The 14,089-nt window shown below is 36.3% G+C and carries 13 protein-coding genes and 1 pseudogene; 12 read left to right on the forward strand and 2 right to left on the reverse strand.

Features of this window, described 5'->3' with window-relative positions:
* Window positions 1-92: 92 nt before the first annotated feature.
* The 6 genes from QE429_RS11525 to dapF all read left to right on the forward strand — a co-directional run bounded on the left by QE429_RS11525 (window position 93) and on the right by dapF (window position 4,917).
* A complete protein-coding gene (locus QE429_RS11525; RefSeq protein WP_307287133.1) occupies window positions 93-290 on the forward strand; it encodes a PLDc N-terminal domain-containing protein in 198 nt (65 codons plus the stop codon).
* Window positions 290-1,198 carry an ABC transporter ATP-binding protein gene (locus QE429_RS11530; protein WP_307287134.1) on the forward strand — a complete coding sequence of 303 codons (909 nt, stop codon included), beginning with the start codon at window positions 290-292 and terminating at the stop codon, window positions 1,196-1,198. The genes QE429_RS11525 and QE429_RS11530 overlap by 1 nt, the downstream gene beginning before the upstream one ends.
* On the forward strand, window positions 1,195-1,974 hold the full coding sequence (locus QE429_RS11535; protein WP_307287135.1) for an ABC transporter permease: 780 nt from the start codon (window positions 1,195-1,197) through the stop codon (window positions 1,972-1,974). The genes QE429_RS11530 and QE429_RS11535 overlap by 4 nt, the downstream gene beginning before the upstream one ends.
* Before the next feature lie 124 nt (window positions 1,975-2,098).
* On the forward strand, window positions 2,099-2,953 hold the full coding sequence (locus QE429_RS11540; RefSeq protein WP_307287136.1) for a patatin-like phospholipase family protein: 855 nt from the start codon (window positions 2,099-2,101) through the stop codon (window positions 2,951-2,953).
* Window positions 2,954-3,064: 111 nt separating this feature from the next.
* On the forward strand, window positions 3,065-3,853 hold the full coding sequence (locus QE429_RS11545) for a hypothetical protein (protein WP_307287137.1): 789 nt from the start codon (window positions 3,065-3,067) through the stop codon (window positions 3,851-3,853).
* Between the two features lie 80 nt (window positions 3,854-3,933).
* On the forward strand, window positions 3,934-4,917 hold the full coding sequence (gene dapF, locus QE429_RS11550) for a diaminopimelate epimerase (protein WP_307287138.1): 984 nt from the start codon (window positions 3,934-3,936) through the stop codon (window positions 4,915-4,917).
* Window positions 4,918-4,926: 9 nt separating this feature from the next.
* Here the strand turns inward: dapF and QE429_RS11555 are convergent, their stop codons facing one another.
* A complete protein-coding gene (locus QE429_RS11555; RefSeq protein ID WP_307287139.1) occupies window positions 4,927-6,771 on the reverse strand; it encodes a DNA ligase D in 1,845 nt (614 codons plus the stop codon).
* 128 nt (window positions 6,772-6,899) lie between these two features.
* Between QE429_RS11555 and ku the strand changes: the two genes are divergently transcribed.
* From ku to QE429_RS11570, 3 genes are all read left to right on the forward strand, one after another.
* Window positions 6,900-7,748 carry a non-homologous end joining protein Ku gene (gene ku, locus QE429_RS11560; protein WP_307287140.1) on the forward strand — a complete coding sequence of 283 codons (849 nt, stop codon included), beginning with the start codon at window positions 6,900-6,902 and terminating at the stop codon, window positions 7,746-7,748.
* A gap of 124 nt (window positions 7,749-7,872) precedes the next feature.
* Window positions 7,873-8,835 (forward strand): nucleoside hydrolase, encoded by a 963-nt coding sequence (locus QE429_RS11565; protein WP_307287141.1) that lies wholly within the window; start codon window positions 7,873-7,875, stop codon window positions 8,833-8,835.
* A gap of 192 nt (window positions 8,836-9,027) precedes the next feature.
* Window positions 9,028-9,918, forward strand: a complete 891-nt coding sequence (locus QE429_RS11570; RefSeq protein ID WP_307287142.1) for an NAD-dependent epimerase/dehydratase family protein — start codon at window positions 9,028-9,030, stop codon at window positions 9,916-9,918.
* A gap of 27 nt (window positions 9,919-9,945) precedes the next feature.
* Here QE429_RS11570 and QE429_RS11575 read toward each other — a convergent pair whose 3' ends face one another.
* A complete protein-coding gene (locus QE429_RS11575; RefSeq protein WP_307287143.1) occupies window positions 9,946-10,239 on the reverse strand; it encodes a DUF6509 family protein in 294 nt (97 codons plus the stop codon).
* 304 nt (window positions 10,240-10,543) lie between these two features.
* Between QE429_RS11575 and QE429_RS11580 the strand changes: the two genes are divergently transcribed.
* The 3 genes and pseudogenes from QE429_RS11580 (at window position 10,544) to QE429_RS11590 (ending at window position 14,083) form a co-directional block, all read left to right on the forward strand.
* Window positions 10,544-11,296, forward strand: a complete 753-nt coding sequence (locus QE429_RS11580; protein WP_307290782.1) for a DeoR/GlpR family DNA-binding transcription regulator — start codon at window positions 10,544-10,546, stop codon at window positions 11,294-11,296.
* Window positions 11,293-12,207 carry a 1-phosphofructokinase gene (gene pfkB, locus QE429_RS11585; RefSeq protein WP_307287144.1) on the forward strand — a complete coding sequence of 305 codons (915 nt, stop codon included), beginning with the start codon at window positions 11,293-11,295 and terminating at the stop codon, window positions 12,205-12,207. The genes QE429_RS11580 and pfkB overlap by 4 nt, the downstream gene beginning before the upstream one ends.
* 12 nt (window positions 12,208-12,219) lie before the next feature.
* Window positions 12,220-14,083: pseudogene (locus tag QE429_RS11590) on the forward strand (PTS fructose transporter subunit IIABC).
* Window positions 14,084-14,089 lie beyond the last annotated feature (6 nt).

Below are 14,089 nucleotides of genomic sequence, written 5' to 3' on the forward strand. Positions count from 1 at the left end.
TATGTATTACCCGACAAGATTTTTGTCGGGGTAACTTCTTTTTATAGTACAATAGTCACAGGAATAAAAAAACAATGGAAGGAGGAATAAGAATGGATTCTATCGTAAGTAATCTTCCCATTATTGCACCAATCCTTATTATCCAGCTTATTTTAATTGTTGTTGCCATTATCGATTTAGTTAGGATTGAGAAAACCAATGGGCCGAAATGGTTATGGGTCATTATCATCCTATTCATAAATATAATTGGACCAATTTTATACTTTGTGATTGGAAGGAGAAATAACTAATGTCTCTTGTTCAAATACGTGGATTAAAAAAGAATTTCCAAGGGACGGAAGTGATAAAAGGCCTGAACTTTACATTAGAAAAAGGGAAATGTATCGCCCTTTTAGGTCCAAATGGTGCAGGTAAAACTACTACACTAAGAATGCTATCTGGGTTAATGGGACCTACAGAGGGAACCATTATCTTTAGTGAAGCTAGAAAAGGGAAAGACATACGGCACTTAATTGGCTATCTTCCGCAATTTCCAGTGTTTTACGATTGGATGACCGGATATGAGTTTTTATCTTATACTGGTAGATTGGCTGGATTAACTGCCAAAAGAGCAAAGGAACGATCAATAGAACTACTAGAGCTTGTTGGAATTATTGATGCAAAAAATAGAAGGATTGGAAAATACTCCGGCGGAATGAAGCAAAGATTAGGCATTGCTCAGGCTTTGATCCACCGTCCACAGCTCATCATGCTGGATGAACCAGTTTCTGCATTAGATCCAATTGGAAGAAGAGAAGTATTGGATCTTCTTGAGGCAATAAGGAAGGATACAACCATTCTATTCTCAACACATATTTTAAGCGATGCTGAAGAGGTGTGTGACGAAATTCTGTTTTTACATAAAGGGGAAATTGTCGAAGCAGGTACTATGGCAGAATTACGTGATCGTTATCAGCAAGCTAAAATAGATTTATATTTTAGGGGTAAGGCGGATGAATATTCTTCCATCTTTTCAAACCAGGAGTTAACACTTTCTATAATGAATGAAGGAAATAAGATGAGCCTATATGTAACAGATATAGATCTTGCCAGGTCGACTTTTCTGAAGTTAATTTCTGAACAAAACCTGCCGCTTGAGAAATTTGAAATTAGCAGTATGAGCCTTGAAGATGTGTTTATGAAGGTGGTGGGGAAATGAATCAATGGATGATCTTGCTTCGCAAAGAACTCTTGGAAATGTGGAGAAACTTTAAATGGATTTGGGTGCCAATTACCTTTATTTTATTAGGTGTTCAGAAGCCATTAACCTCATATTATATGGAGGATATTTTAGACTCGTTTGGCAATCTTCCTGAAGGGGCTAAAATTGTCATCCCTAAACCATCTGCTGCGGAGGTCTTAGTTCAAAGTCTATCAGAATATACTTCTCTAGGAATTTTAATCATAGTTCTATCGACAATGGGAATTATTGCTGCAGAAAGGAAAAGTGGTGTAGCAGCTATGATTCTAGTAAAACCTGTTTCCTATCTTTCTTTTGTAACTGCCAAATGGATGGGTGCTATCATGTTAGTATGGTTCTCTTTTTTTGTGGGTTACTTAGCTACATGGTATTACACTGGTATTCTGTTTGATTGGATTTCATTTAATGAGTTCATCCAATCGTTTTTACTATATGCTCTATGGCTAACGGTTGTCTTAACCATAACTATTTTCTTCAGTGCATTACTTTTAACACCGGGGATTGCTGCATTTAGTTCATTGGCAGTTGTTATTGTTTTTAGTTTGGTGAGTAGCACTCTATCTAATCGCCTCCAATGGAGCCCTGCACAACTAACCGGCTACGCTAATGAACTACTGATTAAACAAGGGATTTCAGACTATATTTTGCCTGCAAGTCTAACCGCTGTTGTTTGCATAATTATTCTTTTATTCCTAAGTGTGTATGCGTTTAGGAAAAAAGAGCTCGCTGTCTAAAGGTGGAAAGTGGTAGGAATAGAACGCTTTTAATAAAAGTCTTTTCGTTAGGCAAAATTTCTTTCATGGTCTATAATGACTATTATTGGAATTTGCATTGGTAGAAAGAAGGGACGAAGCAACCATGTTAAATCAAGTTGGCTTGGTTTTAGAGGGGGGCGGGATGCGTGGAGTTTATACCGCTGGAATCCTTGAATATTTTTTAGATCAGGATTTATTTTTCCCGTATGTTATTGGTGTTTCAGCAGGTGCTTGTAATGCAGCCTCTTATTTGTCAAAACAAAAAGGAAGAAATAAGACCGTTACAGTAAAGTATGCTTCTGACCCAAGGTATATATCTTGGAAAAATTATTTTAAGAACCGCCAGTTTTTTGGAATGGACTTTATATTTGATGAGATTCCAAATAAACATGTTCCATATCATTATGATGAATTTTATAACAACCCTACTGAATTTGTAGTGGGAACAACTGACTGCCATACTGGTGAGCCGGTTTATTTTAACAAGAAGGAATATGGGAATGATTTACTTTCTGTTCTAAGAGCATCTAGCTCATTACCCTTTATTGCTCCAGAAGTACAATTTCAGGAAAGAATCTTGCTTGATGGAGGAATAAGTGATCCTATTCCAATTAAAAAAGCACAACAGGATGGGTTCCAAAAAAATATTGTCGTTCTAACAAGGAATGAAGGATATATCAAGAAACCTTCAAAATTTCATTTTCTTGTTGATCGAAAGTATCCGGAATACAAAGGGTTGCAACAGGCATTAAGGAATCGTTATCAAACATATAATGATACTTTAACCTACTTAGAAGAGGAAGAAAAAGCGGGAAACGTATTTATTATTCGTCCTGTACAGCCACTAAAAGTAGGTAGAATGGAAAGAAATCCTAAGAGGTTAGAAGAGTTATATAACCAAGGGTATGAAGATGCAAAAGCATCAATGTCATCTATCCGTGAATATATTAATATGTAAGAGGAGAGGCATTATTGTCTCTTCTCTTTTTAGTTATACAAAAAACTTCTATCATTTTTTTCAGTCTAGTAAATAAACTAGTATAAGAGAAATGATAAGGAGTTATCTTTGATGAAAATACATGAATATTACCGAGATGCAGCAAATATAAACTTAAATGGTAGTATTGCAGCTTTAATACCGGCAATTATGCTTATGGCAGGGAATCTTTCTATTGTAAAGAGTAAGGAAATCATGCTTTTGACCCTCCCGTTTTTGATTTATAGTTTAATTACTTTTCAATTTTATTTGTATAGGTTAAGGCAATCAATATCAATTCGCAAAAATATGGGAGTTTCCAAGAATAGTTCTTATTCTATTGAGTCTGCAAGTAATCTTTTAGTATTATACATGTGTACCCCTGTTGCGCATTTGCATCTATATTTTCCGGATGGACACTTGGCTGCTATTCTTAAAAGACATAAAGTAAAGTGGTTGGACCGACTAAGGCTAAGAAAGATGTATATTCTATACAATTCTGAGGAGGAACCTATTGCCTATTTTAAGGTTAAGGGTAGGAGAGTGTTGAAAATCGAAGTGTATAATAATTTAATGAATTACCTAGGCTGCTTTGTTCGCGAAAGTAAAGGTTTTAAGAAGTATAGAAAAGAATTAATTGACGAAGATGGAAATTCTATTGGATTTATCCGTGGATCGAAAGCTTTTATGGACGAAGTAGTCCTAAGCGATACTCATCATCAACTAGGGAGGCTTCGAAAGGGCTGGATGCCAGTAGAGTGGAGCACATTTTTCCCAGAGCCCAACACCCCTGTTCTATCATTTATGGTACAGAATCCATCCGAAAAGGAAAAGCTGCTAAATATGTCTTTATTAATTAATGAATATTTTATTGAAAGATAAAGAGAATGGATAGTTTCCCTCCTAACCAATGTTTGATATGATATATAAAACAATTTACAACTTCAAGTGGGGGATTTACAGTGCAAATCGAAGTAATAAAAGGACATGGTTCTGGAAATGATTTCTTGATTATCGATGAAATAACGAATGATTATTCATTTTCCGAAAGTGACAGAACCAAATTGGCACAATTGTTATGCAATCGAAATAGCGATTTAGGTGCAGATGGCATTCTTTTCGTAATGAAAAGTGAACATTCAGATGGAAGAATGCGTGTATTTAACGCGGATGGTTCTGAAGCCTCCATGTGTGGAAACGGATTAAGGTTAGTAGCGAGATATATTTGTGAAATGCTTGGGGTTAATGAAGCAGTAATTGAAACAATGAAGGCGAATTTAAAGATCAGTAAACAAAAAGACCTATACCCAAACATCCATACCTACCAAGTAGAAATTTCACCGGTATTATTTAATCTATCTGCTTTACCATTAAACCTTAATAAGCCTACATTATTTAATGAACGAGTGGAAGAATTATCGGAGGACCTAAGATTTACTGCACTGGCTGTTCCTAATCCGCATTTAATTTCAATTGTTGAAGCTGAACAAATTCTAGGGGATACACAAAAAAGGCTAAGTGAGTATGTAAATAGCCCGAATGAATTGTTTCCAGATGGAGTAAATGTGAGTTTTGTAAAATCATTACAACCCGGTTCCATTTATGTCAGAACCTTCGAACGCGGTGTCGGTTTTACTAATGCTTGTGGTACAGCTATGTCTGCTTCTTCTCTAGTTACTTGTCTATTAGGCATAAATAAACTTGAAGAAGTGATTCAAGTTTATAATAATGGAGGAAAAGTACAATGTGTCGTTCATGAACAGGAAGGGAAATACACTATTGACCTCATTGGAAACGCCACCTATTTATTCAAAACAGATGTTTCAATTGATGCTGACGAACGTACATTTACGTCCAATAAAAAGAGTGTTTTCTCCGAACAACAAACTTATGAGAAACTCCAAGCACAGGCACAACAATTGCTAGAGCAAGCAATGAAAGGATAAGGACAGACCTTATCCTTTTTTTACTGTGCGCTGCTTTAAAAAATCGAGAACAGGTTCAAAAGGTTGTAGCTGTTTGGCTTGAAAATAACCAGCAAAAGGATCACCCTGTTTCTGAATCCGTTTTATGGCATTTTCTATAGTGAAAATTGCAAGATTTAAATTTTCTTCCACTTCCTCCCAGTAAAGAGGAGTGGCCACTCCAGCATATTCGTTGCCTCTCATAGAATAAGGAGCAATAATGGTCTTTCCTTCACTATGTTGTACATAGTCAACATAGAGCCGATTTCCACGATTTTTTTTCATTCTTTCAATAGTAAATGAATCCGAGTCTTTTGATATTAAATATTCTGCAATAAAGCTGGTAAAGAGCCGTGTATCCTCATAAGAATAAAGGTTGTCCTGTAATGGAATGTATATTTGCAACCCCTTATTCCCGGAAGTCTTAATAAACCCAATTAAATTTAATTGGTCTAGTACTTCTTTTATATATAGTGCAGCTTTAATGGCTAAATGGAAATACTCTCTAGAAGGCGGATCTAAATCAAAAACGATTTCACTTGGCCCCTTGCTGTGGATGGTTTGAAAAGGAATATGGAATTCTATAGCAAGTTGGTTTCCGAGCCAAACCAGGGTTTTTAAATTGTTGCAAAGGACAAAATCAATCCCTTCTGAGGTATAGGTGTGTACAAACTCTGGTGCATAGTCAGGACAATTCTTTTGATAAAAGGCTTCACCAAACATACCATGGGGATATCGTATTACTGTTAGTAGTCGATCCTTTAAAAAAGGTAGCATGTATGGGGAAATTTCCCTTAAATATAAGATATAGTCGGCTTTTTTGATCGAAAGTTTCTCCCAAAGCGGTTTTTCTGGATGGGTTATTTCCAAGTCGGCAGGTAAGTTTTTTTGTGCATAAATAAATCGTTCATATGTGCAAACAGACGGATTCAAATCAAAGCGGAATCGGTCAAAATGTGGTTCTCGAAGCTGATTTTCGTATAACTCCAAATATTTTACTTCAAGACAGATTGCGGGCTCAACATAAATATATTGTGTATCTTCTCGAATCATGTTTTGCTTTATTGTTTGTTGAAGTGCCTGTTTTTCTTCCGGTTTAAACCCAAAGAGTACTTGACCAATACAATAAATCGAATCCTCCTTATATACCCCAACAAAAAAATAGCCGTTTGTTTTATCGAAGGAAATAATAAAACAGCTGACGTATTTCCAATTTTTATATTTTAGCCAATGTAATGAACGTTTACCTTCCTCCCAAAGGCTTTGTTTAAACTTCGCAATAATTCCTTCACCATCATAGAGGACTACTTTTTCCCATAAGTCATGGAAGTTTTCATGTTCTAAAACATATTGTATTAATTGGTCATTGTTAGGGTCTGTATTTAAGTCAAAACTGACTTTATTAAACAATTTTCGTAGTTCTTCTTTTCGTTTAAGAAAAGGCTGGTTGTTGAGAGGTTTCCCGCCAAGGACTAGTAAATCGAATACCATAAGTCGACAAGGGTGGTGGAAAGATTGGTCAAATATTTTTTTCTCTGATCTTAAACGCCCACGAACCTGAATTGCGGAGAAATTTGCTTTGTGAGTATTTTCAAGTAAAACTAGTTCGCCATCTAATCTAAGAGGAAGATAGGGTTTAAATTCCTCTTCATAATTCATTAAAAAAGTTTCGATCTCTGGAAATTGCGGTAAAAGAGTTTTCCCATTTCTACTTGTGAGTTCTATCCCATTAGAGTTCCAATCTAAAATGGCACGAAATCCATCATATTTAACTTCGTAAAGCCAATCGTGACGAACGGGAAGTTCGAAAGTTAAACTAGGCAGCATCGGCTTCATATCAATTTGTCCCTTCTTTTTTATTATTTTGTTACATTTTTACTGTGTTCATCCTTTTCCAATTGTTTTTACGAATGTGAACCAACAAGGAACGCAAAATAAAAATAAAAAAGATTGGAGAATTGTTTATGCATACGATGTGGAAGGGAAGTATCAGTTTTGGACTAGTGAATATTCCCATCAAGCTTCATACTGCAACAGAAGATAAGGATATTAAGCTTCGTACCTTGCATAATAAATGTCATGCGCCAATTAAATATGAAAAGATTTGCTCGGTTTGTGAAGAAGAAGTGAAGCCGGAAGATATCGTTAAGGCATATGAATATACGAAGGGAAAGTTTGTTGTTCTTGATCAAGATGAGCTTGAAAAATTAAGAAAAGAGAATGAAGAAAAGGCAGTAGAGATAATTGATTTTGTTAAAATCCAAGAGATTGACCCCATTTACTTTGATAGAAGCTATTATATGTCTCCTAATGAAGGTGGTGGAAAGGCTTACTCATTGTTACGAAAAGCATTACAGGAATCCCAAAAAGTAGGCCTGGCAAAAATTATTATCCGTTCTAAAGAACAACTTGCTGTTATCCGAGTGTATGAGAATACATTGGTGATGGAGACCATTCATTACCCTGATGAGGTCCGTAAAGCAGGTGACGTTCCGAATGTTCCCTCAGAGGACAAAGTTAGTCAAAAAGAATTAGACACAGCTATTTTGTTAATCGATCAGTTAACAAGTGAATTTGAACCAGAAAAATATACAGATGATTATCGTACTGCTCTCCTTGAATTAATTGAATCAAAACGAACAGGTAAAGAGACAGTCACTGCTGCATCCAAGGATGTTCCATCAAATGTGACTGACTTAATGGCAGCGTTGCAAGCATCAATTGATCGCACGAAACCTTCAAAAGTTGTGACACCAAAGAAAAAAACAGCTACAAAAGCAACAAAAGTTACAAAAGTGAAGAAAGAAGCATAACCTAAGGAATACATAAAAAGCTGACTCTTTGTTAGAGTCGGTTTTTTATATATGTATCCCAGTTCTTTCAGCCCTGTTTTGTGCATAGTGTTAAATAAATCGACAGCTTACTGGAGGAGAGGTTATGGCTTACAATGTACTTTTGTTTGCAGATCCAGGTATAGATGATTCATTTGCAATCATGTATGCTTTACTGAATCCGAAAATCAATTTAGTAGGAATTGTAAGCGGATATGGGAATACGCCAAAAGAACAGTCCATAAGAAATACCGCATATCTATTAAGTTTGGCTGGGAGAGAGGATATCCCAATTATTGCGGGGGCAGCAGGACCATTATCAGGAGAACTCGTCCAATATTATCCAGAAATTCATGGAAAGGAAGGTTTAGGTCCAATTAAACCGCCTGATACGTTACAAAACGTAAAGGTGTTTGATTTTAACAAGATTCTTGAAATTGTCAATCAGTATAAAGGAAATATCGTGATTGTTTCAGTTGGTCGATTAACAGAGTTATCTTTAATGTTTATAATATATGGAGATCATGCATTGAAAGATGTAACGGCTTTTTATATTATGGGCGGAGCATTCTTAGTTCCTGGAAATATTAGCGCAGAAGCGGAAGCGAATTTTTATGTTGACCCAATAGCAGCATACACTGTTATGGAGAAAGCACATAATATTTATTTACATCCATTAAATATTACAAATAAAGCAATTGTTACACCCGAATTGATCAGTCAGCTTGCAGAAAGAAGTCCCACGCCTTTTAAACCATTAATTAAACCTGCTTTTGATTATTATTATAGAGCTTATCAAACGAATGTTCCTGGTATTAAAGGAGCCCCTCTTCACGATGTTGTCCCATTAATGGCGTTGACTGACCCAGAATTAGTAAAATATATCCCTAGGCGTGTTAGAGTAGAGCAATTTGGAGACGCAAAGGGAAAAAGTATTGCAGATTTTCGACCAAGACCTGACAAAGAGCCTCTTGAAAGCTTAGATTATATTGGTATGGAAGCGGATATTCAAAAATTCACCCAGGATTTTAAAGATACCTTTTTACGTGGTGATTTTAATAAACAATGAAACTCCTTTTGGGGTTTATTTTTTTTGATTTAGGCTATGTTTAAGAACATTGTTGAATTTTATACCCTGTTGATTGAAGCGCCTGGAGAGGAAATCAACAGACAATTTTATCAAAGCAATGACTAAAATAAAAAAGGATTTAAATATGAAATGGTGAATTATTACTAGGTATGGAAAGGGGAGGAAAAGACAATGAAACAGGTACTAGTATTAGGAGGAACACAATTTTTTGGTAAGTCGCTTGTTGGAAAATTAATTAACGCAAACATTGCTGTAACTATAGCTACTCGAGGAAACTCAAAGGATCCTTTTGGTGATAAAGTAGAAAGATTAATTATTGACCGTGAGGACCGAACTTCACTGCAACGTGCCTTTGAAGGGAAAAGTTGGGATGTTGTTTATGATCAATCTTGCCTTTCACCACAAGAAGCAAAAGATGCGGCAGTATCATTAAAGGGAAAGGTTAAGAGGTATATATTTACTTCAACTATGGCTGTTTATGATTATGGTGAAAAGCATAAAGAAGACAACTTTGACCCATTCAACTTTAGTTTTCAATTTAAAACTAGAGGGGAGTATCCTGGTTATTTAGGATACCAAGAGGCAAAGAGGGCAGCTGAAGCTTATTTATTTCAAGAAACAGATTTCGATGTAGTGGCCGTACGTTTTCCACTTGTAATTGGCAAAGATGATTATACAAATAGATTAAAGTTTCATGTAGACAGAATCTTAAGCAATAATCCTATAGGCATTAAATTTCCGGATGCAAGATATAGTTTTATTACCTCTGATGAAGCCGCGGAATTTTTACTGAGTATGGGCAGTGATGCTTTTATAGGGACCATAAACCCTGGGTGTAAAGAGGATATCTCTTTAAGGGATTTGCTTGGAAGAATCGAAGAAAAAATAGGACGCTCCTCCATCATCACGAAAGAATTATCAAAAGAAAATGCTTCACCATATGGTATGGATGGTTCTTGGTCTATTAATACAGATAAAGTGAACCATTTAGGCTATCAATTTAGTGAATTAAAGGAGGTATTAGATAAATTAATACAGTATTATATGAGCGTAAAAGTGTAAAAAGCAGGGAGAAATATTCCCTGCTTTCTAATCAACAGCGTTTTCTTTACAGTAGGATAAAACCAAAGCTTCTTCGTCAACTTCTAAAGCAAAATCAAGAACTTTTTCACTGCCGCGTTCATAAAAATAGTAGTTTGTAATCTTATCTTCGTTTTCATCCGTAACGTAAATAACTTTTAATCCGATGCCATTCTCGGAATAAAGTTCGTCCTCTTCATCAATTTCAAGCTCTAGGAAAAATTCATATCGTTCACCCGAAAGTAAACCGAACGGATCTTCTAGCTTTTCTACTTCATGACCAGTAATATTCAAGGTGATCATCCTTTTCTTTTTATTAGACCTTTATATTATACACATTTTTCGTCATAACAGAAAAAATACTGGTAATTTAAAATTCTATCTACTCAAAGGTATTTGAAACAACGTCAGTATTTCTGGCGTTGTTTTTTTATGGAAATAGATTGCTTTGGGGAAAATAGAGTCTGATTAGAAGCTAATATCGGTACTTATATTTGAAAAAACGTTCAAAAACAGTCAAAATTTAAATGTTTTTGAAAGAAAATGATTGATTTTTGGAATCGTTTTCAGTATGATAGAAACAAATATAGAAGTTGAAGGTGATTATGTGTTAACACCAGAAAGGCATCGAATTATTCTTCAATTATTGAAAGAAAAAAGTATAGTAAAGATTCATGAGGTAATGGAGCTTACGAATTCCTCAGAATCAACGATTCGGAGAGATTTTTCCCAGCTAGAGGAGCAAAGGTTTTTAAAGAGGATTCACGGGGGAGCCTCCAGATTACAAGGCAAACTTCAAGAGCCAAGTATGATTGAGAAATCTACCAAAAACCTTCAAGAAAAAAGGTTAATAGCAAAATATGCTGCTGAATTAGTTGATGAGGGAGATACAATTTATTTAGATGCAGGTTCAACATTACTAGAAATGATCGAATTCTTGCCAAATAAAGATATTGTTGTGGTTACCAATGGTTTGATGCATGTAGAACCTTTATTAAATAAAAGAATCACCACCTACTTGATTGGTGGATTAATAAAGCCAAACACCAATGCTTTCATTGGTAGAGGTGCTTTAGAGAGTCTTGATTTATATCGGTTTGATAAGTGTTTTATGGGGGTCAATGGTATACATTCACAACTTGGCTTTACTACACCTGATCAAGAAGAGGCAATGGTAAAACAAAAAGCGATATCTCTTTCTAGAGAGGCTTATGTTTTAGCAGATAACTCAAAGTTCGCTGAAATATCATTTGCAAGAATTGCCGACCTTCATGAAGCAACCATATTAACGAATGAATTAGAGAAAGAAATCGCGGAGCAATATCGCACTAAAACATCAATAAAGGTAGTGACATCATGATCTACACATTAACTTTAAATCCATCAGTTGATTATATTGTTCAACTCGATAGCTTTCAATTAGGTGAATTAAATCGTACAGTCAGTGAAACAAAGTTTCCTGGAGGTAAGGGCATCAATGTATCAAGGGTTTTAAAGCAATTCGGAGCAAAGAGTAAAGCTCTTGGGTTTATTGGCGGTTTTACTGGCTCATACATTGAACAATTTCTTCAAAATGAGAATATTGAGACAAATTTTGTAGCTGTGTCAGAAGATACCCGTATAAATATCAAGCTTAAAACAGGAACAGAATCAGAAATAAATGCGAAAGGACCAAAAATTTCTGAAGATGATTTCAAGCGACTAAAGTCTCAGATTGGAAAATTAGATGCGAAGGATTTATTGGTATTGGCTGGAAGCATCCCTTCCTCATTACCCAAAACCACATATGAAGAACTTGTTAAAATCTGTAAAGAAAATGGAACTCCATTTGTTGTTGATGCGGAAGGAGAGCTTTTGAAAAAGGTCCTATCCTATGAACCCTTTCTTATTAAACCGAATCATCACGAGCTAGGGGAGTTATTTGATACGACTATTACCTGTGTAGAGGAAGTCATACCCTATGCTCAAAAACTTGTGGAGATGGGTGCAAAGAATGTCATTGTATCTCTTGCAGGAGACGGAGCAGTTTTAATTAATAAGGAAATTGTTTTATTTGCTGAAGTTCCAAAAGGTGTAGTAAAGAACTCTGTTGGTGCCGGTGATTCCATGGTGGCGGGATTTGTAGCCGCTTATCAAACGACATCTACTATTGCTGAGGCATTTCAATATAGTGTTGCTTCTGGGAGTGCTACTGCTTTTTCATTAGGACTATGCACAAGAGAAAAAATAGAGGAACTATTACCACAAGTTCGTATTAGGGAGATCAAGTAAGGGGGAGCAATCATGAAAATTACAGAATTGCTATCAAAAAATACGATTCTATTAAATATTCAGGGGAATCAAAAAGAAGAAGCAATTAACCAACTTGTTGATATTTTACATCATGCTGATAAGATATCTGACCGGTCTGAATTTAAGGCAGCTATTTTAAAGCGTGAAGAGCAGAGTACTACAGGGATTGGAGACGGAATCGCAATCCCACATGCTAAAACCAAGGCTGTAAAGGAAGCAGCCATTGTATTTGGTAAGTCTGCAACTGGGGTGAATTACGAATCGTTAGATGGGAAACCAGCACATTTGTTTTTTATGATAGCTGCCCCAGAAGGTGCAAATAATACTCACTTAGAAGCATTAGCAAGGCTTTCTGGCCTGTTAATGAAAGCAGAAGTACGTTATGAACTTTTAAAGGCAATCACACCTGAAGAAATTATTGAGATAATTAATCGTTATGATAAAGAGGAAAAACAAGAACCTGTTAGTACTAAGAAAAAAGATTTCATCGTTGCAGTTACTGGTTGTCCAACGGGTATTGCCCATACTTACATGGCTGCAGACTCTTTAAAAGCAAAAGCAGTAGAAATGGGCGTCGATATAAAAGTTGAAACCAATGGTTCAGGTGGAGCAAAAAACGTTCTAACTAAGGAAGAAATCGATAAAGCTACTGCGGTTATTATTGCAGCAGATATCAACGTAGAAATGGAACGCTTTAAGGGAAAGCATGTTATCCAAGCAGCTGTTGCTGAGGGAATTCGTCGTCCACAGCAATTAATTGAACAGGCGTTAAAACAGGATGCTCCCATCTATAATGGAAATGGAAACAAAGGTGTTCAAGAGACTGAGAAGAAGGGGTCACGCACAGGCTTTTACAAGCATTTAATGAACGGTGTTTCAAATATGCTTCCGTTGTGTAGTAGGTGGAGGTATTTTAATCGCCATTTGTTTTATGTTTGGATATAACTCCTTTAAGCCTGGTGATCCAACTTATAACCCAATCTCTGAAGCATTAATGACGATAGGTGGAGGAAACGCATTTGGACTAATTGTTCCAGTTCTTGCAGGGTTTATAGCACTGAGTATTGCGGATCGTCCTGGATTTGCACCAGGTATGGTTGGCGGTATGATGGCCGCAAGTGGCGGGGCAGGCTTCTTGGGTGGATTAGTGGCTGGTTTTCTAGCAGGTTATGTGGTTCTCCTTCTGAAGAAATTATTAACTGGTTTGCCACGTTCACTAGAAGGAATAAAGAGTATTCTGCTTTACCCGCTTTTCGGTATTGCGATTACAGGATTTATCATGTTATATGTCGTTAACAAACCGGTTGCATGGTTAAATGGAACGATTGCTGATTGGCTAACAGGTTTGGGAACGGGAAATGCTGTATTATTAGGGATTGTACTCGGGCTTATGATGTCCTTTGATATGGGTGGCCCGGTAAATAAAGCAGCATACGTATTTGGGACTGGATTATTGGCAAGTGGTGTTTATGAGCCAATGGCTGCTATTATGGCGGCAGGTATGGTACCACCATTAGCAATAGCAATTGCAACAACATTGTTTAAAAATAAATTCAATGAGCAAGACAGAGATGCAGGAAAAGCATGCTATGTTATGGGATTATCTTTTATCACAGAAGGTGCAATTCCATTTGCAGCTGCAGACCCTATTCGAGTCATCCCATCAGTTATGGTTGGTTCCGCCATTTCCGGTGCCCTTTCTATGGCTTTTGGTATAGGTCTACGTGCACCACACGGAGGAATATTCGTTGTACCGTTGGTTGAAGGTGGCGCATGGTTTTATGCACTTGCCATATTAATTGGTTCTATCGTATCTGCACTATTAATAGGCTTCCTAAAAAAACCCGTTAAATAATGATTA

It is taken from the genome of Bacillus sp. SORGH_AS_0510 (genome assembly GCF_030818775.1).
Classification (GTDB): domain Bacteria; phylum Bacillota; class Bacilli; order Bacillales; family Cytobacillaceae; genus Neobacillus.

Excerpts from the sequence above, each read along its gene's own strand:
- QE429_RS11525 (WP_307287133.1), top strand. The coding sequence starts at position 93 with ATGGATTCTATCGTAAGTAATCTTCCCATTATTGCACCAATCCTTATT.
- QE429_RS11530 (WP_307287134.1), top strand. The coding sequence starts at position 290 with ATGTCTCTTGTTCAAATACGTGGATTAAAAAAGAATTTCCAAGGGACG.
- QE429_RS11535 (WP_307287135.1), top strand. The coding sequence starts at position 1,195 with ATGAATCAATGGATGATCTTGCTTCGCAAAGAACTCTTGGAAATGTGG.
- QE429_RS11540 (WP_307287136.1), top strand. The coding sequence starts at position 2,099 with ATGTTAAATCAAGTTGGCTTGGTTTTAGAGGGGGGCGGGATGCGTGGA.
- QE429_RS11545 (WP_307287137.1), top strand. The coding sequence starts at position 3,065 with ATGAAAATACATGAATATTACCGAGATGCAGCAAATATAAACTTAAAT.
- QE429_RS11555 (WP_307287139.1), bottom strand. The coding sequence starts at position 6,771 with ATGAAGCCGATGCTGCCTAGTTTAACTTTCGAACTTCCCGTTCGTCAC.
- ku (WP_307287140.1), top strand. The coding sequence starts at position 6,900 with ATGCATACGATGTGGAAGGGAAGTATCAGTTTTGGACTAGTGAATATT.
- QE429_RS11565 (WP_307287141.1), top strand. The coding sequence starts at position 7,873 with ATGGCTTACAATGTACTTTTGTTTGCAGATCCAGGTATAGATGATTCA.
- QE429_RS11570 (WP_307287142.1), top strand. The coding sequence starts at position 9,028 with ATGAAACAGGTACTAGTATTAGGAGGAACACAATTTTTTGGTAAGTCG.
- QE429_RS11575 (WP_307287143.1), bottom strand. The coding sequence starts at position 10,239 with ATGATCACCTTGAATATTACTGGTCATGAAGTAGAAAAGCTAGAAGAT.
- pfkB (WP_307287144.1), top strand. The coding sequence starts at position 11,293 with ATGATCTACACATTAACTTTAAATCCATCAGTTGATTATATTGTTCAA.